The 20,370-nt window shown below is 41.1% G+C and carries 17 protein-coding genes, 1 other RNA gene and 1 other annotated feature; of the genes, 16 read left to right on the forward strand and 2 right to left on the reverse strand.

Annotated elements, in window-relative coordinates; genetic code table 11:
* Positions 1 to 53 precede the first annotated feature (53 nt).
* The 5 genes from recJ to BTR25_RS03230 all read left to right on the forward strand — a co-directional run bounded on the left by recJ (position 54) and on the right by BTR25_RS03230 (position 6,291).
* Entirely contained in the window at positions 54 to 2,417 is a 2,364-nt protein-coding gene (gene recJ / locus BTR25_RS03210; protein WP_075686087.1) for a single-stranded-DNA-specific exonuclease RecJ, read from the forward strand.
* The gene (locus tag BTR25_RS03215; RefSeq protein WP_075686088.1) at positions 2,408 to 2,920 is read left to right on the forward strand and encodes an adenine phosphoribosyltransferase; all 513 of its coding nucleotides are present in this window, start codon (positions 2,408 to 2,410) and stop codon (positions 2,918 to 2,920) included. The genes recJ and BTR25_RS03215 overlap by 10 nt, the downstream gene beginning before the upstream one ends.
* Before the next feature lie 258 nt (positions 2,921 to 3,178).
* Complete coding sequence (locus BTR25_RS03220; protein WP_075686090.1) at positions 3,179 to 5,374, forward strand: RelA/SpoT family protein; 2,196 nt, start codon at positions 3,179 to 3,181, stop codon at positions 5,372 to 5,374.
* 11 nt (positions 5,375 to 5,385) lie between these two features.
* Positions 5,386 to 5,832, forward strand: a complete 447-nt coding sequence (gene dtd / locus BTR25_RS03225; RefSeq protein WP_075686092.1) for a D-aminoacyl-tRNA deacylase — start codon at positions 5,386 to 5,388, stop codon at positions 5,830 to 5,832.
* Between the two features lie 252 nt (positions 5,833 to 6,084).
* Positions 6,085 to 6,291 (forward strand): hypothetical protein, encoded by a 207-nt coding sequence (locus BTR25_RS03230; protein ID WP_075686094.1) that lies wholly within the window; start codon positions 6,085 to 6,087, stop codon positions 6,289 to 6,291.
* Between the two features lie 88 nt (positions 6,292 to 6,379).
* On the opposite strand, the gene BTR25_RS03235 is transcribed toward BTR25_RS03230, so the two are convergent.
* On the reverse strand, positions 6,380 to 8,122 hold the full coding sequence (locus tag BTR25_RS03235) for an N-acetylmuramoyl-L-alanine amidase family protein (protein ID WP_075686096.1): 1,743 nt from the start codon (positions 8,120 to 8,122) through the stop codon (positions 6,380 to 6,382).
* Positions 8,123 to 8,283: 161 nt separating this feature from the next.
* Here BTR25_RS03235 and BTR25_RS27405 point away from each other — a divergent pair, with 161 nt between their 5' ends.
* From BTR25_RS27405 to BTR25_RS03265, 7 genes are all read left to right on the forward strand, one after another.
* A complete protein-coding gene (locus BTR25_RS27405; RefSeq protein ID WP_175596689.1) occupies positions 8,284 to 8,460 on the forward strand; it encodes a hypothetical protein in 177 nt (58 codons plus the stop codon).
* 161 nt (positions 8,461 to 8,621) lie between these two features.
* Positions 8,622 to 8,856 (forward strand) — a binding site (T-box leader).
* Between the two features lie 77 nt (positions 8,857 to 8,933).
* Positions 8,934 to 10,205: a histidine--tRNA ligase gene (gene hisS, locus BTR25_RS03240; RefSeq protein WP_075686098.1), complete on the forward strand. Its 1,272-nt coding sequence runs from the start codon at positions 8,934 to 8,936 to the stop codon at positions 10,203 to 10,205.
* A 15-nt stretch (positions 10,206 to 10,220) separates the two neighbouring features.
* Positions 10,221 to 11,996 (forward strand): aspartate--tRNA ligase, encoded by a 1,776-nt coding sequence (gene aspS / locus BTR25_RS03245; RefSeq protein ID WP_075686099.1) that lies wholly within the window; start codon positions 10,221 to 10,223, stop codon positions 11,994 to 11,996.
* Between the two features lie 63 nt (positions 11,997 to 12,059).
* Positions 12,060 to 12,255, forward strand: a non-coding RNA gene (gene ssrS, locus BTR25_RS03250) — 6S RNA.
* Positions 12,256 to 12,422: 167 nt separating this feature from the next.
* Positions 12,423 to 13,193: a tRNA threonylcarbamoyladenosine dehydratase gene (locus BTR25_RS03255; RefSeq protein ID WP_075686101.1), complete on the forward strand. Its 771-nt coding sequence runs from the start codon at positions 12,423 to 12,425 to the stop codon at positions 13,191 to 13,193.
* Between the two features lie 212 nt (positions 13,194 to 13,405).
* Positions 13,406 to 14,332, forward strand: a complete 927-nt coding sequence (locus tag BTR25_RS03260) for an ABC transporter ATP-binding protein (protein ID WP_075686103.1) — start codon at positions 13,406 to 13,408, stop codon at positions 14,330 to 14,332.
* Entirely contained in the window at positions 14,325 to 15,278 is a 954-nt protein-coding gene (locus BTR25_RS03265; RefSeq protein WP_075686105.1) for an ABC transporter permease, read from the forward strand. The genes BTR25_RS03260 and BTR25_RS03265 overlap by 8 nt, the downstream gene beginning before the upstream one ends.
* A gap of 112 nt (positions 15,279 to 15,390) precedes the next feature.
* Here BTR25_RS03265 and BTR25_RS03270 read toward each other — a convergent pair whose 3' ends face one another.
* Positions 15,391 to 16,662, reverse strand: coding sequence for a replication-associated recombination protein A (locus BTR25_RS03270; RefSeq protein WP_075686107.1), 1,272 nt, complete (start codon positions 16,660 to 16,662; stop codon positions 15,391 to 15,393).
* A 162-nt stretch (positions 16,663 to 16,824) separates the two neighbouring features.
* Between BTR25_RS03270 and cymR the strand changes: the two genes are divergently transcribed.
* From cymR to BTR25_RS03290, 4 genes are all read left to right on the forward strand, one after another.
* Positions 16,825 to 17,244 carry a cysteine metabolism transcriptional regulator CymR gene (gene cymR / locus BTR25_RS03275; RefSeq protein ID WP_075686109.1) on the forward strand — a complete coding sequence of 140 codons (420 nt, stop codon included), beginning with the start codon at positions 16,825 to 16,827 and terminating at the stop codon, positions 17,242 to 17,244.
* A 42-nt stretch (positions 17,245 to 17,286) separates the two neighbouring features.
* A complete protein-coding gene (locus tag BTR25_RS03280) occupies positions 17,287 to 18,429 on the forward strand; it encodes a cysteine desulfurase family protein (RefSeq protein ID WP_075686111.1) in 1,143 nt (380 codons plus the stop codon).
* Positions 18,430 to 18,467: 38 nt separating this feature from the next.
* Entirely contained in the window at positions 18,468 to 19,586 is a 1,119-nt protein-coding gene (mnmA, locus tag BTR25_RS03285) for a tRNA 2-thiouridine(34) synthase MnmA (RefSeq protein WP_075686113.1), read from the forward strand.
* A 129-nt stretch (positions 19,587 to 19,715) separates the two neighbouring features.
* The gene (locus tag BTR25_RS03290) at positions 19,716 to 20,369 is read left to right on the forward strand and encodes a tetratricopeptide repeat protein (protein WP_075686115.1); all 654 of its coding nucleotides are present in this window, start codon (positions 19,716 to 19,718) and stop codon (positions 20,367 to 20,369) included.
* Position 20,370 lies beyond the last annotated feature (1 nt).

Consider the following 20,370-nt stretch of genomic DNA (forward strand, 5'->3'; position numbering starts at 1 on the left):
ATTGAACAACTCTACTCGCTCCTGTATAATAGTAAAGTCTGAGGGGTGAACGCATGTTAAAGTCGAAAACGAGATGGATTGTTCGTAAATCTGATCAGCAAAAAGTAGAACTACTTGAAAAAGAATTAAAAATAACGCCACTTGTTGCGTCTATGCTTATCAACCGCGGATTAGAAACGCCAGATTCTGCACGGTATTTTTTATTTGGTCAGGAGCAATTTCATGACCCGTACTTATTAAAGGGAATGGATATAGCAGTCAGCAAAATACAAGAGGCAATAGAGAAACAAGAGCCTATTCTAATATTTGGAGATTACGATGCTGATGGTGTTAGCAGCACCACTGTGTTAATGATAACGTTGAAGGAATTAGGTGCAAATGTTCAGTTTTATATTCCGAATCGTTTTACGGAAGGCTACGGCCCAAACGAATCAGCATTTCGTTATGCTGCGGATATTGGAATAAAATTGATTATTACTGTAGATACAGGTATATCTGCTATACATGAAGCAAATGTTGCAAAAGACCTGGGCATTGATCTAATCATTACCGATCACCATGAGCCAGGACCGGTTTTACCCGAAGCGCTAGCGATTATTCATCCTAAGCTGCCGGACAGTACTTATCCGTTTCGCGAGCTTGCTGGAGTAGGTGTTGCCTTTAAGTTAGCGCATGCCTTATATGGAAAGCTTCCAGAGCACTTGTTTGAAATTGCTGTAATTGGAACAATTGCAGACTTAGTGTCTTTAAAGGACGAAAATCGACTGATTGCAAAAAAAGGATTAGAAAAACTTAAAGTTACTAGAAACATCGGTCTTAAAGCGATATTCAAGTTAGCTGGTGTTCAGCCGCAGTCTATTAATGAAGAAACCGTTGGATTTACACTTGCACCTAGAATTAATGCGGTTGGACGTTTAGAAAACGCTGATATGGCAGTCCAGCTTTTGCTTACAGATGACCCAATCGAGGCAGAGGCTTTGGCATCGGAAATGGATGCCCTAAACAGGGCTAGACAGTCAATCGTTAATGAAATTACAACTGAAGCGATCGAAGAGGTGGAAAAGTATTTTCCAACCACTTCGAATTCTGTCCTAGTAATTGGTAAGGAAGGCTGGAATGCCGGTGTAATTGGAATTGTAGCCTCAAGGCTAGTGGAAAAATTCTACCGTCCAACGATTGTATTGAGCTTTGACAAGGAAAAAGGGTTGGCAAAAGGGTCAGCACGCAGTATTCCAGGCTTCGATTTATTTAAAAACCTATCTACTTGTCGCGATATTTTACCACATTTCGGCGGACATCCTATGGCTGCTGGTATGACCTTAAATCTAGAGGATGTCGCAGAGCTTCGTTCCCGCCTAAATGAATTGGCTAACGAGCAGTTAACAGAGGAAGATTTTGTCCCTGTCACAGCGCTTGACCATGAAATTAATTTGGAAGCAGTTAATTTATCAGTTCTGGAGGAACTAAATCTTCTTTCTCCTTTTGGAATGGACAACCCTAAACCCAAAGTGCTGATAAATGGTGTGCAAATTACTTCTATGAGAAAAATAGGCAGTGAGCAAAACCATTTAAAGGTTTTGGTGAATGAAAATGGTTCAAGCCTAGATGGAATTGGGTTTGGTTTAGGAACACTCGCTGACCAAATTTCACTAGCAGCAAAAATTTCTTTAATAGGTGAATTAGCGGTCAATGAATGGAATAATATCCGTAAACCACAAATTTTTATCCAGGACATTGCGGTTGAGTCTTGGCAATTATTCGATCACCGTGGAGTAAAACGACTGAGCAACATGGTCAGCCACATCCCAAATGAAAACCGTAAATATGTTGTTTTTAACAAGGAGCAGCTTGGAAAAGTCGAAGTTAATATTCAAAATGAGGTAAGTTTGATAGAGACTCTTGAAGAGGCGGAAGCTTTCGAAGCGGATCATGCCAATATTGCTTTAGTCGATCTGCCGCCATCTAAAGAAATGTTGTACCGGTTGCTGAAAGGAAAACGTCCAGCACGGATCTATACTTATTTTTATAAAGAAAATAGTGACTTCTTCAGTACCGTGCCGACTCGTGATCATTTTAAGTGGTATTATGCCTTTTTATTGAAAAAAGGTCCGATTGACTTAGCCCGCTATGGTCAGGAAATTGCCATGAATCGCGGCTGGTCACAGGAAACGATTACTTTCATGTCAAAGGTGTTTTCTGAACTAGATTTTGTTACAATAAACAATGGACTTATTTCATTGAATAAACCAACGCATAAGCGTGACCTAACTGATTCCATTACCTATCAAACGAAGCAGGCTCAATATGCACTTGAAAGGGATTTGTTGTTCTCATCCTTTCAGCAATTAAAGAGCTGGTTCGATTCTGTTTTGGAAGAATCAGTTGAAATTGAGGAGGCAATAAAAGAATGGACTTAAAACAATTTATAACAATTGTGGAGGATTGGCCAAAGCCGGGTATTAAGTTTAAAGATATCACCACGCTAATGGATAACGGTGAAGCATACAAATATGCTACAGATCAAATCGTATCATATGCAAAGGAAAAACAAATTGACCTTGTCGTTGGACCTGAAGCTCGTGGTTTTATTATCGGCTGCCCAGTTGCTTATTCACTTGGTGTAGGCTTTGCGCCGGTACGTAAAGAAGGTAAGCTTCCTCGCGAAACGGTTAAAATGAGCTATGGCTTGGAATATGGCAAGGATGTCCTTACCATCCATAAAGATGCGATTAAACCAGGTCAGAGAGTATTAATTACCGATGATTTATTAGCGACTGGCGGTACAATTGAAGCAACAATCAAGCTGGTTGAAGAACTTGGCGGCGTGGTTGCTGGAATTGCCTTCCTTATTGAATTGTCATACCTAGATGGCCGAAACAAGCTAGACAATTATGACATTTTAACGTTGATGAAATATTAGAAAACACTGTACATCGTGGGGACAATAAGATTTGAGAGCACTCTTTAAATGAGTGCTCTCTTGCTATAGATAAACAGCATTTTTTGGTGGAAATCCTATCAAATTCGACAATATTTTTGGAAAATACGAAATTTAGATAGCTATCCCTTTACATCTTGGCTTTTTTTTTCGATAATAGTAACAATTACAAAAATATAACTAGTATCGATAGTAACAATTATTTTATTTAAAAAGAGACGAAAATAAAAGGTGATTTTAATGGCGAATGATCAAGTGTTATCTGCCGAGCAAGTCATCGACAAGACGAGAGCTTACTTAAACGACGAGCATGTCGAGTTAGTAAAAAAGGCATATGAATTTGCTAAGCATTCTCATCGTGAACAATATAGAAAATCAGGGGAACCCTACATTATTCATCCCATACAGGTTGCTGGAATATTAGCCGATTTGGAGATGGATCCTGCAACAGTTGCTGCTGGTTTTCTACATGACGTCGTTGAAGATACAGATGTTACGTTAAAAGACATCGAAACTGCATTTAATGACGAAGTGTCGATGCTTGTCGACGGGGTAACGAAACTAGGGAAAATTAAATACAAATCGCACGAGGAACAACAGGCAGAGAATCACCGGAAAATGTTTGTGGCCATGGCCCAGGATATCCGGGTTATTTTGATAAAGCTTGCAGACCGTTTGCATAATATGAGGACACTCAAGCATCTTCCGGTTGAAAAGCAGCGTCGTATCTCAAATGAGACACTTGAAATCTTTGCCCCTTTGGCACATCGTCTTGGAATTTCTAAGATTAAATGGGAGTTAGAGGATACTGCATTAAGGTATTTGAATCCACAGCAATATTACCGGATTGTAAACTTAATGAAAAAGAAACGTGCGGAACGGGAGCAGTATCTAGTCGATGTAATCGAGGAAGTCAAGAATCGCATGGGTGAAGTCTCCATTAAGGCAGAACTTTCAGGGCGTCCGAAACATATTTACAGTATCTATCGAAAAATGGCCCTGCAAAATAAGCAATTTAGTGAAATTTATGATTTGCTGGCGGTAAGAATTGTTGTGAACAGTATCAAGGACTGTTATGCGGTTCTAGGTATTATTCATACGTGCTGGAAGCCGATGCCTGGCAGGTTTAAAGATTATATTGCGATGCCGAAACCAAATATGTATCAATCGCTCCATACAACGGTTATTGGGCCAAAGGGTGACCCGCTTGAGGTCCAGATTCGTACTTCCGAAATGCACCACATAGCTGAATTCGGGATTGCCGCCCATTGGGCCTATAAAGAAGGAAAAGCGATTAGCGATAGCTCGACCTTTGAACAAAAGCTGACTTGGTTCAGAGAGATACTTGATTTCCAGAACGATACAGCCAATGCCGAGGAGTTCATGGAATCATTAAAGATTGATTTGTTCTCTGACATGGTTTTTGTGTTTACGCCAAAAGGTGATGTGATTGAAATGCCGGCTGGTTCTGTTCCAATAGATTTTGCCTACCGGATTCACTCTGAAATTGGGAATAAGACAATTGGGGCAAAGGTTAATGGAAAAATGGTAACCCTTGATTACCAACTGAAGACAGGTGACATTGTTGAAATCCTCACCTCCAAACATTCTTACGGTCCGAGTCAGGATTGGCTAAAGCTTGCTCAAACCTCTCAGGCCAAAAATAAAATCAGGGCATTCTTTAAGAAGCAGCGCCGTGATGAAAATGTTGATAAGGGTAGGGAGCTTGTTGAAAAAGAAATTCGTGTCATGGAATTTGATCTGAAGGAAATTTTAACCACTGAGAATTTGAAGAAGGTGGCTGATAAGTTTAACTTCTCTAGTGAAGATGATATGTATGCAGCCGTTGGTTACAACGGAGTAACAGCCCTTCAAGTCGCAAACCGATTAACGGAAAAGTGGCGTAAAAAGCGAGATAAGGAGCAATCTGCTACCATAACGAATGCGATTACTGATTTAAAAGCATTTCCTCAGACAAAAAAGCGAGAGTCAGGTGTTAGAGTCTCAGGAATCGATAATCTTTTAATCCGGTTATCACGTTGCTGTAATCCGGTTCCGGGAGATGAAATCGTTGGTTTTATTACGAAAGGCCGCGGTGTATCTGTGCACCGGGGAGATTGTACAAACATTGACTCCAATGATGCGCAATCACGTTTAATTCCAGTTGAATGGGAATCTTCTTTGAATGACCGCAAGGAATACAATGTTGATATTGAAATTAGCGGGTATGATCGCCGCGGACTATTAAACGAGGTCTTACAGGCTGTCAATGAGACGAAAACTAATATTTCCGCTGTATCCGGCAAATCTGATCGTAATAAAATGGCGACGATCAGCATGTCCATCGCCATTCACAATGTAAGCCACCTGCAAAAAGTGGTTGAAAGAATTAAACAAATTCCAGATATTTATTCGGTTCGCCGAATTATGAATTAAGGAGTTCTAGTATGCGAGTTGTCGTACAGCGCAGTAAGAATGCCAAAGTCACGGTAGCAGGTGAAGTGACCGGTGAAATCACAAAGGGTCTAGTTCTGCTTGTCGGTGTGACACATCAGGATACAGAAGCGGATGCTACTTATTTAGCCGATAAAGTAGTTAACCTCCGCATTTTTGAAGATGAGGCTGAAAAAATGAATCATTCTTTATTAGATGTCGGCGGCGGTGAAATTCTTTCTATATCTCAATTCACTTTATATGGCGATTGCCGGAAAGGGAGAAGGCCTAATTTCATGGAGGCCGCTCGACCAGACCAGGCGCGGGAGCTCTACGAAACGTTTAACAGTCTTTTAGGTGAAAAAGGGGTTAAAGTAGAAACCGGCCGTTTCGGCAAAATGATGGATGTTCAGTTGATCAACGACGGACCTGTTACCTTAATTTTAGAAAGTAAATCATAAGAGAGCTTGGCACAATCATGGGTGCCGAGCTTTTTTGTATTTGGTGGTGGGGGCGGGGGTTTAGTTGCGGGTGTGGCGTGTTTTAGTTGCGGATGGCCGGAATTAGTTGTCGATATTTAGAAATACTATCGGATGGCGAGAAATACTATCGGATAGCTGGAAATACTATCGGATGGCGAGAAATACTATCGGATAGCTGGAAATACTATCGGATGGCGAGAAATACTATCGGATAGCTGGAAATACTATCGGATGGCGAGAAATACTATCGGATGGCGAGAAATACTATCGGATGGCGTGGAAATACTATCGGATGGCGTGGAAATACTATCGGATGGCTGGAAATACTATCGGATGGCTGGAAATACTATCGGATGGCGTGGAAATACTATCGGATGGCGAGAAATACTATCGGATAGCTGGAAATACTATCGGATAGCGAGAATTACTATCGGATAGCGTGGAAATACTATCGGATGGCAAGAAATACTATCGGATAGAAGAAACAAAAAACTAGCCGCACTAAAACGAACGGCTAGCCCTGCCCCTACATCTCTTTAAAGTAACGTGCTAGTCCATTAAATAGACCAGTTGCTGCATTTTCTTGAAACTGTCCGGTTCTCATCATCATTTCTTCATCTAAATTACTAAGATAGCCCAGTTCCATTAAGACACTTGGCTGTCGATTTTCTCGAATGACATGGTAATTGCCTTGGCGGACACCTCGGCTTTTCAGCTTTGTTTGTGCATTGGCAGCATTGTATACATACTCGGCAAGTTGCTTTTGATAAGAATGATAATAATAGCCTGTCATGCCTCTGACACTTCTGTTTAAATTGCTATCATAATGCAAACTAATAAACGCATCTGCCTGGTGGATGCTGGCAATTCTTACCCTTGATGGAAGAGGAAGGAACGAATCGTTGCTTCTTGTTAGAAAAACAGTCGCACCAGCGGCCTTTAGCTTATCCGAGAGAAGCTTTGCTGTTCTTAATGTTAATTCTTTTTCAAGCGTGCCATTAACACCTGTAGCCCCGTTATCAATACCGCCATGCCCAGGATCAATGACAATGGTCTTATATTTTAAGTAGCTTCCTGCACCTTGTTTTTCAATTCTAGAGCTAGAGGTATTTGTTGTAACAATCCATCCGGCTACATATCCGCTGACTCCATTTGCAAGTGTGATTTCATACCAATCATTCTTTACACTTTTAATCGCAAAGCTCTCTCCCTCATTTGCTCTCAGGAGTACAGAGGCTTGTCCATCGGCAGAGCTTCTTATATTTGTCCCATTATGTAAGATGGTGATTTTACTATCATTCGGTGCGGCAGTTGATTTACTTTGACCTTTGCTGAAGTACCAGCCTGCAGCCCAGCCGAAGGTCCCCGGCTTGTATTCGATTTTTACCCAGTTATTCTTTTCGTCTACTATCGTAAAGGTTTGCCCCTGTTGAATAGAGCCGATGACACTAGAATCCAGCGAAGGATCAGTTCGTACACTTAGATTGCTTGCTGTTACCGTTCCAATCGGTCCACTGCCACCCGAGACCTGTGAAGTTTTTTCGCCAGTTTGAACATAATCAGCACTAACCCAAGCTTTTTGCCCATTAAACTCTATTTCCAGCCAATTGCTCTGTTTGGAAAAAATCTTAATAGACGTGCCGCTTGCCACCTTGCCAACAACAGTACTTGAAGACGAAGGCTTATCACGGACATTTAACAAAGCAGTAACCATCCCTTTTGTATTCGCAATACTGTTGGGATCTGTCTTAGTAGTGGTTGTCTTCGTTGTACTCTTCATATCAACATACTGCCTTGAAACCCAGCCTTCCCCAAAAGAAGCTTCAATTTTTAACCAGTTTTCATTTTCAGCAAGTACGGTGATAGCTTGTCCTTTAGTTAAATTACCAATAATGCGGAAGTTTGTTCCAGGACCGGAGCGGACTCGCAATTGATCCGTATTGGCTTTAGCCGTAGCTTTCATGGATGTTCCAGAAGGGGGTGTACTTTCGCCTCCTGTTTTTGTAACAACCCAGTTAGCAACCCAGCCGGTTTTTCCAATTGAAAGCTCAATTTCAATCCAATCGCCCTGTTCTTTTTTGAATATGAATTTTTCACCCTTCTTTACCTGCTTCACAAGCTTATAGCTCAATCCAGGTCCACTTCGGATATTCACCGTCTCAGCTGCAATTGTTATAGTAGCATTTGCCGCCAACGTTTTTTCCACAGGTAAAAAACCTCCGAGGATCAAGGATAAACATAATAAAAGAAGGCTAATCTTCTTGGTCATCTACTCCCCCCTTACCACTTTCCTATTATTCTACCGTAAATATGGCTGAAAATCATTCCTTTATTGTCAAAAAACGGCTAAAATGAAAATCTCAAATCACATGAAAGTTTTTTAATCTACTGGAAATAATAGTGATAGAAGATGAGAACGAGGTGAGTGTGATGAGAGCTAGTGAAAAGGGAATGAATATTCAATCAATGGACAGCAGACTATTTGGCGTTGATTTTCATGATTTTATTCAAAAGGAACAGAATAATACCTCATATGAATTAGCGTCTGAATTTGGATTGACAATTGGTGATGTTAGAAAGTTAAAAAAACATTTAGAAAGAGGCTAAAACCTGCTTGACAACAGCAACAATGCTCCGTAATATAATATAAATAAAGTGAAACTTCAATCAGTTTGCGGTCTATCCCACTGATTGTTAGTTGAACTAATCGGGCTTTTACGGGCATTTTGGCTTTATCTTACTACCCGTTAATGCAGGATAATGAATAGTTATAACCAATGATGGAGCATAGTAGTTAAGCTAAAACATGAAAAGAGAAGAAATGTCCTGGCTGAAAGCATTTCTACATGATACTTAATGAATGAACACTCCGAAGGCTTCTCTCTGAAACAGCTCGGGCTTAGTAGGAGAAGAACGTGAGCAGGCGTTAACTGTAAAAGAGGAAGTGCTTTTTTAGCGCTTCAACTAGGGTGGCACCGCGGGATCTAAACTCTCGTCCCTTGTATTTAATACAAGGGACGGGAGTTTTTTTATTTTATAAAAATACTCATTTACATAAAAAACAAAGGGAGGAATTAGCCATGTCGATTAGCATTCCGAGAGGTACTCAAGACATTCTGCCTGGCGAGGTAGAAAAATGGCAGCTGATTGAAGCCAAAGCGCGAGAGCTTTGTGAAAAATATCAATATCAAGAAATTAGGACACCTATTTTTGAGCATACCGATCTTTTTTTACGAGGTGTAGGAGATACGACTGACATTGTTCAGAAGGAAATGTATACCTTCGAGGACCGAGGGGGCAGGAGTATTACGCTTCGACCGGAGGGGACGGCAGCGGTTGTAAGGTCTTTCGTTGAGAAGAAGATGTTTGGTTATCCAAACCAGCCAGTAAAGCTTTATTATATGGGACCGATGTTCCGTTACGAACGTCCGCAGGCAGGCCGCTTCCGTCAGTTTGTACAGTTCGGTATCGAGGCGCTTGGCAGTAATGACCCAGCAATTGATGCAGAGGTTATCTCCCTTGCCATGAACCTTTACAGGGAAATGGGCCTTAAGAAACTAAAGCTGGTGGTGAACAGCCTCGGAGATAAAGACAGCCGGACCGCTCACCGTAATGCATTAGTTGATCACTTTAAACCGCGGATTGATGAGTTTTGCAACGACTGTCAAAATCGTCTTGAAAAAAATCCGTTGAGAATATTGGACTGCAAGCAAGACCATGATCACGAGTTAATGAAATCATCACCGTCCATTATTGATTACTTGAATGATTTTTCAAAAAACTATTTTGAAAAATTACAGGCGTATTTAACTCAATTAGACGTTCCGTTTGTTGTTGATCCGAACTTGGTGCGTGGTTTAGATTACTATAACCACACGGCATTTGAAATCATGAGCGATGCGGAAGGCTTTGGAGCGATTACAACCTTGTGCGGGGGCGGCAGATATAACGGCTTAGCAGAGGAAATCGGCGGACCGGAAACTCCGGGAATTGGCTTTGCGCTTAGTATTGAACGGTTTATTGCTGCACTGAAAGCTGAAGGGGTCGAGCTTGAAATTAATGAAGAAATCGATTGCTACCTAGCAGCACTAGGAGAAGAAGCCAAGGACTACACAGTGGGTCTATTGCAGCAGCTGCGTCTGGCTGGCTTTTCAGCTGAGAGAGATTATCTGGATCGAAAAATTAAAGCACAGTTTAAATCAGCCGATCGCCTTAAAGCAAAGTTTGTTGCTGTTCTTGGCGACACGGAACTGAAGAATAATAAAATTAATCTTAAAAATATGGCTACAGGTGAACAAGTAGAAGTGGACTTAGCAGATTTTGTACAGCAATTCAAAGAATTGAGAGAGTAAGGAGCGAATTTATTTATGTACGGTAGATCATTTTTCTGCGGTGAGGTTCCCGAGACCGCAATTGGGGAAGAAGTAACATTAAAAGGCTGGGTTCAAAAACGCCGGGATCTAGGAGGTCTCATTTTCATCGACCTTCGTGACCGTACAGGAATTGTTCAGGTTGTTTTTAATCCAGATACATCAAAGGATGCTCTGGAAATAGCTGAAAGTATTCGGAATGAATATGTTCTTGATATTCAAGGGAAAGTGGTGGCACGTGATACTTCTACAGTGAACCCAAACTTAAAAACGGGAACAATTGAAGTGTATGTTGAAAAGGTAACCATCATCAACGAGGCAAAAACACCCCCGTTTATGATTTCTAATAAAACAGATGCTTCAGAAGATGTCCGTCTAAAATATCGCTATTTAGATTTCAGACGTCCGGCTATTTTTGAAACATTAAAAATGCGCCACCAAGTAACAAAGAAAATCAGAGACTTCTTAGATTCTGAAGGCTTCTTAGATATCGAAACACCTATTTTAACAAAAAGTACACCAGAAGGCGCTCGTGACTACTTAGTTCCAAGCCGAGTTCATCCTGGTGAGTTTTATGCATTGCCGCAATCACCGCAATTATTTAAGCAGCTACTTATGGTAGGCGGCATTGAGCGTTACTACCAAATTGCCCGCTGTTTCCGGGACGAAGACTTGCGTGCAGACCGTCAGCCTGAATTTACACAAATTGATATTGAAACAAGCTTCTTAAGTCAAGAAGATATTATGAGCATGATGGAAAGTATGATGACTGGATTAATGAAGGAAGTAAAAGGTGTTGATATTCCAGCAGCTTTCCCAAGATTGTCCTACGATGAAGCAATGAGCCGATTTGGTTCTGACAAGCCGGATACCCGTTTTGGCCTTGAACTTGTGGACCTTTCAGAGATTGTACAAGATTCTGGCTTTAAAGTATTTTCCGCTGCAGTTGCAAATGGCGGGCAAGTGAAAGCAATCAATGTTAAAGGTGCTGCTGATAAGTATTCACGTAAGGATATTGATGCTTTAACAGAGTTTGTTGCGGTGTATGGTGCCAAAGGCTTAGCTTGGCTTAAGGTAGATGCAGAAGGACTAAAAGGACCAATTGCTAAATTCTTTGCTGGCGAAGAAGCGAATGCCCTCGTTTCTACTTTAGAAGCGACAGACGGTGATTTATTGTTATTTGTCGCTGACAAGAAGAATGTTGTGGCCGACGCCCTTGGTGCCCTGAGAATGAGGCTAGGTAAAGAATTAGAATTAATTGATCAAAGCCTGTTCCAATTCTTATGGATAACGGATTGGCCGCTTTTAGAGTATGATGAGGAGGAAGGCCGTTATTATGCGGCGCATCATCCATTTACGATGCCTGTTAGAGAAGACCTAGAATTTTTGGATTCTGACCCTTCAAAAGTGCGTGCCCAAGCCTATGACCTTGTTCTGAACGGTTATGAACTTGGTGGCGGTTCACTAAGAATTTTTGAACGCGCGGTTCAGGAAAAAATGTTTAGTATTCTTGGCTTCACTCCAGAGGAAGCAAAGGAACAATTCGGATTCCTATTAAATGCATTTGAATATGGTACACCGCCACATGGCGGGATTGCGCTAGGCTTAGACCGTCTCGTTATGCTCCTTGCTGGCAGCACAAACTTAAGGGACACCATCGCGTTTCCGAAGACGGCTAGTGCAAGCTGTTTGTTGACAAATGCGCCAGGAGAAGTATCAGAGGCACAATTAAAAGAACTCAATTTGTCACTAAATCTACCAAATAAAGGGTAATGAAACGCTTTCATAAATACTTGATGGGCTTTCGATTTTATGTTATTATAAAACCAATCAATAAGTGTCCTGAAATGTGCGTTGTATTACCTAACTTTTGACCAACATTATTTCTTCGGGAGTCTTTAGTTTCCTGGTTGCGTAAATGCCCCAACCTATACGGTAAAAGGGACTTACAAATACCAAGAACAGGACACCCACCTGCTCAGATGCGGGATCAAAAGAAGGAACTAAGAGCGACGGCATCATTGGGACCCTTATAAAAATAGTCTCCTGCATAGCAGGGGGCTATTTTTATTTTTTGTGGATTATTTATACAATTCCTATTAGGATACTTGTTTTTATAGATAGGTATGTTATATTTTTTTAGGGTAAATGATAATGATAGATAATAAAATGAATTCGAACTGAAATATGGAGGATCCTATGCTGCATCAATTTTCTCGTAATGAACTTGCCATTGGAAAAGAAGGACTAGATAAAATGAAAAACAGCACGGTTGCTGTTTTAGGAATTGGGGGCGTCGGGTCCTTTGCTGCCGAAGCACTGGCCCGTTCAGGTGTAGGACGTTTAGTGTTGGTGGACAAGGATAATGTTGATATAACCAATGTAAACCGCCAGCTTATTGCACTACTTTCCACTGTGGGAAAACCAAAAGCGGACCTTATGAAAGAGCGAATCAAGGATATTAATCCTGATTGTGAAGTCATCGCTTTGAAAATGTTTTATACAGAAGAGACATTTGAAGAATTTTTTAGTTACGGTTTAGACTTTGTGGTTGATGCTTCTGATACCATTATCTATAAAATTCACTTAATGAAAGAATGCCTAAAGAGGAAGATCCCAATCATTTCAAGTATGGGTGCTGCTAATAAAATGGATCCAACACGCTTCCGCATTGCTGATATATCAAAAACTCACACAGACCCACTTGCAAAGGTTATTCGGACTAAACTGCGTAAAGATCGAATCCTTAAGGGAATTCCAGTTGTCTTTTCTGATGAAAGCCCAATTGTGATTCGCGAGGATGTTCGGAAAGAAGTAGGGAATGAAAATGCCCCAATTCGTAAGGCCCAAATGCCACCTTCATCAAATGCTTTTGTACCATCTGCTTGTGGACTCATTATGGCAAGCTATGTTGTTAAAGAAATACTCTCTGACATCAAAATAAACCGAGTATCTGATGAGAAAAAATAATTCGAGAATCCTGGACATAAATGTTCGGGATTTTTTTGTTTTTTGGGGTACTAGAAGGGGCTATTCGAATAAGTGACCTGATTAAGAAAAACTCCAGCCAAAGAGGTCACTTAAAACCCGTATAGGAACAGAGCCATATTTTTAAGGAAAATTCACCTATTATAAGGTACACTTTTTACAGGAGAAAAATGGCATGAGAGGGGAGCAATACGTTGGAATCCATTATTACACTAAAAGATGTCACAAAAGTAATCAAAGGCAGAACTATTATAGATGAAATTAGTTTTGAGGTTTATAAAGGAGAGGTTTTTGGCTTCCTCGGCCCTAATGGTGCTGGTAAAACAACAACGATTCGCATGATAGTCGGGCTTATGGGCGTTACCTCCGGCGATATCATCATTGATGGTTCAAGTATCCAAACCAAGTTTGAAGATGCGGTGAGACCGATAGGGGCAATCGTTGAAAACCCAGAAATGTACAAATTTTTAAGCGGGCAGCAAAATCTTGTTCATTATGCGCGGATGACAAAAGGAATCACGAAGGAAAAAATCAGTGAAGTCGTGGAGCTCGTTGGCTTAACAGACCGGATTCATGATAAGGTTAAAACCTACTCTTTAGGGATGAGGCAGAGATTAGGCTTAGCTCAATGCCTATTACATGATCCGAAGGTGCTAATATTAGATGAACCAACCAATGGTCTAGACCCAGCGGGTATAAGAGAAATTCGTGATCATATCCGTTTTCTTGCAAGAGAAAAAGGGATGGCCGTTATTGTTTCCAGCCACATGCTTTCAGAAATGGAAATGATGTGTGACCGGATTGGCATTATCCAAAATGGAAAACTGGTCGATGTCCAGTTGGTCGAAGATTTTGTACAAGATAAGGACGCACGTTTTGAATTTGAGGTACTCCCTATTGACAAGGCGTTGCTAGTCCTGCAAACCAGCTATCCTTCTATTGCAGCTAATCGTTCTCGAAACGGAATAATTGTTGAAATAACGAAGTCAGAAGTGCCAAAGCTTGTTAACTTGTTTGTTTCAGAGGATATTGAGATTTTTGGTATAAAGGAAGTTTCAAAAACATTGGAAGACCGCTTCCTTGAAGTTACGGGAGACAAGGGGGTAGAAAACAATGGTTAATTTAATACGAAATGAATGGATGAAAGTTTTCAGAAGAACCGGAACGTATGTCATGATCGGAATTGTCTTGCTGATCATAGCAGTCAGCAGTGGTTTTATTAAATACCAAGACGTAAGTGCGATTCCAAATCAGGAAGAGGGAAATTGGAAACAGGTGCTTCAGCAAGAGAATCAAGCTTTACAAAGACAGCTGGAATCAAGTCGAGTGAAGATGGAGCAGGATTATTATAAACAGCAAATTGCGATAAATGAATACCGGCTAGAGCATGACATTCCTTTTCGGGAAAAATATAATGTCTGGACGTTTGTAAAAGAAAGCTCTGAGTTAATTTTACTAGCGGGAGTCTTTACAATTATTATTTCCTCAGGGATCGTTGCAAGTGAGTTTAACTGGGGGACAATCAAGTTACTATTAATTCGGCCGATTAATCGAACGAAGATCTTATTATCAAAATATATTATGGTATTATTGTTTGCCATATTTATGTTGGTCGTTTTGTTTGGGTTTTCCGCTCTCGTCGGAGCCATCCTCTTCGGTGCGCCGGCAAGCCCGCTTCCTTATTTAAATTATGTAGATGGAAAAGTAGTAGAGCAAAACATCGTTGTTCATTTATTCATTCACTATGGGCTGAGCTCAGTTGAAATGATCATGCTAGCCACAATGGCGTTCATGATTTCATCTGTTTTTAGGAGCGGCTCGATCGCAATTGGACTGTCATTATTCTTAATGTTTACCGGTTCCACCTTTACTGCAATTATTTCCTTAAGGTATGATTGGGCCAAATACAGCTTATTTGCAAATACCAATCTAATGCAATATGTAGAAGGTGCTCCACTTGTCGAGGGGATGACAATGTCGTTCTCCCTCATCATGCTGTTCATTTATTTTTCGATTTTTCAGCTATTGGCATTCCTTGTGTTTAAAAAGCGGGATGTAGCTGCTTAGTTGACGAAAAAAAGTAACCTCCAGTAATTGTGCTTGAGGTTACTTTTTTTTTTCGGCCTATTAGGAAGGTATAATAAAAACTATGGCACTCGCCTTAAGGACCTGGCGAATGCTAAGTTTTTCTCATCAGCTTTTCATAGACCATGGCTAGTGCTTGTTCAAATTTACCGGTTTTCTTTGGTACATAGTATTTCTTGTGCTTCAACCGGTCTGGCAGGTATTGCTGTGGGACCCAGCCTGATTCATAATCATGTGGAAATAAGTAATCAATCCCTCTGCCGAGTTCCCTCGCCCCTTTATAATGGGCATCTCGCAGGTGGTCTGGAACTTCCCCAAGGATACCTTTTTGAATATCAGCCAGGGCAGCATCAATGGCGGAGATGGCTGAATTTGATTTCGGTGATAGGCATAATTCAATTACAGCATTGGCAAGAGGGATTCTCCCCTCTGGAAAACCGATTCTTTCACAGGTTTCAATTGCGGCTAGGGTTCTAGCTCCAGCTTGAGGATTAGCCAGGCCCACATCTTCGTAGGCAATAACCAGCAACCTGCGACTAATACTAATCAGGTCGCCTGCTTCTATTAATCTCCCAAGATAATGTAATGCTGCATTCACATCACTTCCGCGAATCGATTTTTGGAATGCGGATAGCACGTCGTAATGACCATCACCATCTTTATCGGACCCGAGGCTCTTCTTTTGCATACACTCTTCAGCAGTATGCAGACTAATATGAGTAATAGTGTCTTCGTCACGATCAGTAGAAAGAACTGCAAGCTCAAGGGCATTCAAAGAACTTCTAACATCACCGTTTGAGGCATTAGCAAAATGCTGCAAAGCTTCTTCTGAAATTTCGATCTTATCTCTACCAAAGCCCCGCTCCTCATCTGCCATTGCCCGGAGAAGTGCTTGTTTAATTTCATCTGCTGTAAGCGGCTTTAGCTCGAAGATTTGGCAGCGGCTGCGGATTGCGGGATTGATGGCGTGATAGGGATTGCTCGTTGTCGCTCCAATTAGGGTAATCATGCCATTCTCCAAGTAGGGAAGGAGGAAATCCTGTTTTCCCTTATCCAGGCGATGCACTTCATCTAACAATAAGATGACCTTCCCAGACATTTTCGCCTCAGCTGCCACAACTTCCAAGTCCTTCTTATTATTCGTGACCGCATTAAGCGTTCGAAAAGCGTATTTCGTACTGCCGGCAATCGCGCTGGCTATGGAGGTCTTGCCGATTCCAGGGGGACCATAAAGAATCATGGATGTTAGTTGTTTCGCCTTTACCATTCGGGCAATAATTTTATCATCAGCTACTAAATGCTGTTGTCCGACTACTTCTTCAATTGTTCTTGGCCGCATTCGAAATGCGAGTGGTTTTTGTTGCATAACAAATCTCTCCACATATATAAATGATTTGATTCTACTCTATCATGTTCTCTTCAAAAAGCATATTAAAGTACAATATGCTATAATAGCTAATGCCTATCAAGTTACTGTGTATTTAACATCAAACAAAAAATTTTTAAAAATATAAAGAGGTGCTGTAAAATGAGAATTTCTACAAAGGGAAGGTACGGTCTTACGATTATGATCGAACTGGCAAAAAATCATGGTGAAGGTCCAACATCACTAAAAGCTATTGCCCAGGCTAACCAATTATCAGAGCATTACCTTGAGCAATTAATTGCACCCTTACGAAACGCTGGTTTAGTGAAAAGTATCCGCGGGGCATACGGGGGTTATATTCTGGCAGATGCACCGACTAGCATTACCGCTGGTGATGTCATTCGTGTCCTTGAAGGACCGATCACACTTGTCGAAGGAATTGAAGATGAGGAGCCGGCACAGCGCGAACTTTGGATCCGCATCCGTGATGCCATCAAAGGGGTTCTCGACAATACAACGCTTGAAGACCTTTCTAGCCACAGCGAAGACGGAGAAGTCGACGGTTATATGTTTTATATTTAATGGTTATGCATAATAAGGATTATTTAGATTGAAGGTGGAAATATGGAACGGATCTATCTCGACCATGCGGCTACAAGTCCGATGCGTCCTGAGGTAATTGAAAAAATGATGCTTGTCATGAACAACACCTTTGGAAATCCCTCCAGTATCCATTCATTTGGCAGGGAAGCACGGCACAATATTGACCAAGCACGGGAAATCTTGGCACGCAGTATCGGAGCTAAGGAAAACGAAATTGTTTTCACAAGCGGTGGCACCGAAGCTGATAATATGGCCTTATTTGGAGTTGCTGAAAGCTATCAGCATAATGGAAAGCATATTATCACCACAGAAAGTGAGCATCATGCTGTTCTCCATGCTTGTCATAGGCTTGAGAAACTGGGCTTTGAGGTAACCTATTTATCGGTTGACGAAACTGGGGTTATTAGGTTTGATGAATTGCGTGCTTCGCTGCGGGAGGACACGATTCTAGTTTCCATTATGTTCGGCAACAACGAAGTAGGAACCATCCAGCCAATTAAGGAAATTGGACTGCTTTTAAAAGACCATCAAGCAAAATTTCATACGGATGCTGTTCAAGCGTATGGCTTGGAGCAAATCGATGTGAATGAGTTAGCGATTGATTTACTTTCTGTCTCAGCTCATAAAATTAATGGTCCAAAGGGAATTGGTTTTCTATATGCAAGAGATACAGTGAAGCTGCAGCCGCGAACATTTGGCGGTGACCAGGAGCGGAAAAGACGTGCCGGTACTGAAAATGTTGCATCAATTGTCGGCTTCCAAGAGGCCGTGAAAATAGCAGAAAAAGAGCGGATGTCAAAGCGGGAACAGTTTCTCAGCTACAAACAATTACTTGTTCAGCATTTGACCGAGCAAGGGGTAGAGTTCGAGATAAACGGAATGCTTGAAAAATCTTTGCCGCATGTATTAAACTTAAGCTTTCCAGGAACAAATGTGGAAGCCATGCTTGTAAATCTTGATTTAGCAGGTATTGCTGTTTCAAGTGGGTCTGCTTGTACGGCTGGTTCTGTTGAGGCTTCCCATGTCTTGGTTGCTATGTTTGGAAAAGACTCAGAACGATTATTGAATTCGATCCGTTTTAGCTTCGGTTTTTCTACAACAAAAGAACAAATCATTAAAGCGGCCGAAGAAACGGCAAAAATAGTTTCTCGTCTAAAAAAATAAATGCAAGAAGGTTTAGATTAAGAGAGGTGAAATACTTCATGGAAAGAATAGATCCAAAAAACACAAGGGTTGTTGTCGGCATGTCAGGTGGAGTTGACTCCTCCGTTGCTGCGCTGCTTTTAAAACAGCAGGGCTATGATGTGATCGGGATCTTTATGAAAAACTGGGATGATACAGATGAAAACGGTGTTTGTACTGCAACCGAGGATTATAATGATGTCATTCGTGTTTGCAATCAAATTGGTATACCGTATTACGCTGTCAATTTTGAAAAACAATATTGGGATAAGGTATTTACTTATTTCTTAGATGAATATAAAGCGGGAAGAACTCCGAATCCAGATGTAATGTGTAACAAGGAAATCAAATTTAAAGCCTTTCTTGAGCATGCGATAAATTTGGGTGCAGATTATTTGGCAACAGGTCACTATGCGCAGGTTGAGTTCCGTGATGGTGAATACAAAATGCTTCGCGGTTTAGATGAAAATAAAGACCAAACGTATTTTCTAAATCAGCTGTCACAGGACCAGCTTAGCAAGGTCATGTTCCCAATTGGTAATCTTGAAAAGCCTCGAGTCCGTGAAATTGCTAAGGAAGCTAACCTTGCAACAGCAACGAAAAAGGATAGTACGGGGATTTGTTTTATCGGAGAGCGGAATTTTAAAGAATTCCTAGGTCAATATCTTCCAGCGCAGCCTGGAAATATGGAGACACTTGACGGTGTTGTGATGGGTAAGCACGAAGGTTTAATGTACCATACAATCGGTCAACGCCATGGGCTGGGAATCGGTGGTTCAGGTGAACCGTGGTTTGCGATAGGCAAGGATTTAAAACGGAATATTTTATATGTGGGTCAAGGTTTTCATAATGAAAAGCTTTATTCCGACTCTCTTATTGCTGTGGATGTTAACTGGGTCTCCAATCAGGAGATACCAGCAGAATTCCAATGTACGGCAAAATTCCGTTACCGTCAGGAAGACCACAAAGTAACGGTAAGGCTTTTAGAGAACAAAAAGGTCGAAGTGCTTTTTGCTGAATCGACTCGGGCAATCACTCCTGGACAAGCTGTTGTTTTTTACAATGGTGACGAATGTCTTGGAGGAGGTACGATTGACGAAGTTTATAAAGGTGCCGAAAGGCTAACATATGTAGGGTAAACTTTCCCTGATTCCAAACCGGAGTCAGGGATTTTTAACGATATCTTTATCCCATATAGAAACCTAAATTGACCATTAGAAACCCAGTTAAATATGTTATACTCTCAATTAGAACGGAGTGAAGAAGAAATGGATAAAAACCAATTAGGTGTACAATACATGCAAGAAGGTAAGTGGGAAGAGGCGGCGAAAATCTTCAATGAATTAATTGAAGAGAATCCGGTAGATCCAATTGCCTATATCAATTTTGGAAACGTATTATCTGCCGTAGGCGACGATGATAAAGCCTTGAAATTCTATGAGCGTGCCATTCAATTAGACGATTCAGCGGCAGTAGCCTATTATAGTGCGGGAAACATCTATTTTAGCAACGAACAATTAGACCAAGCTAAAAAGATGTTTGAGACTGCGATGAAAAAAGGACTAGAAACAAGTGATAATTACTTTATGCTAGGGTTAACGCTTGTTCAGATGGAGCAAGGGAAATTTGCTCTTCCTTATTTACAAAGAAGTGTTGAACTGAGTGAAGACGATGCTGAAGCACGCTTTCAATATGGGCTCTGTCTTGCACAGCTTGAGCTGATCGATGAAGCGATTGTCCAATTAGAAAAATGTGTTGAATTGGATTCAGAGCATTCGGATGCTTTTTATAATATAGGTGTTTGTTATGCTTTCAAGGAAAACGGAGCGAAGGCATTGGAGATGTTCAATCTGGCACTTGAGATCCAGCCAGATCACCTGTTGGCAGGTCATGCGAAGAAACTAATCGAAAAAAATCAATAAT

Source organism: Bacillus sp. MRMR6, from assembly GCF_001940785.1.
GTDB lineage: Bacteria > Bacillota > Bacilli > Bacillales > Cytobacillaceae > Neobacillus.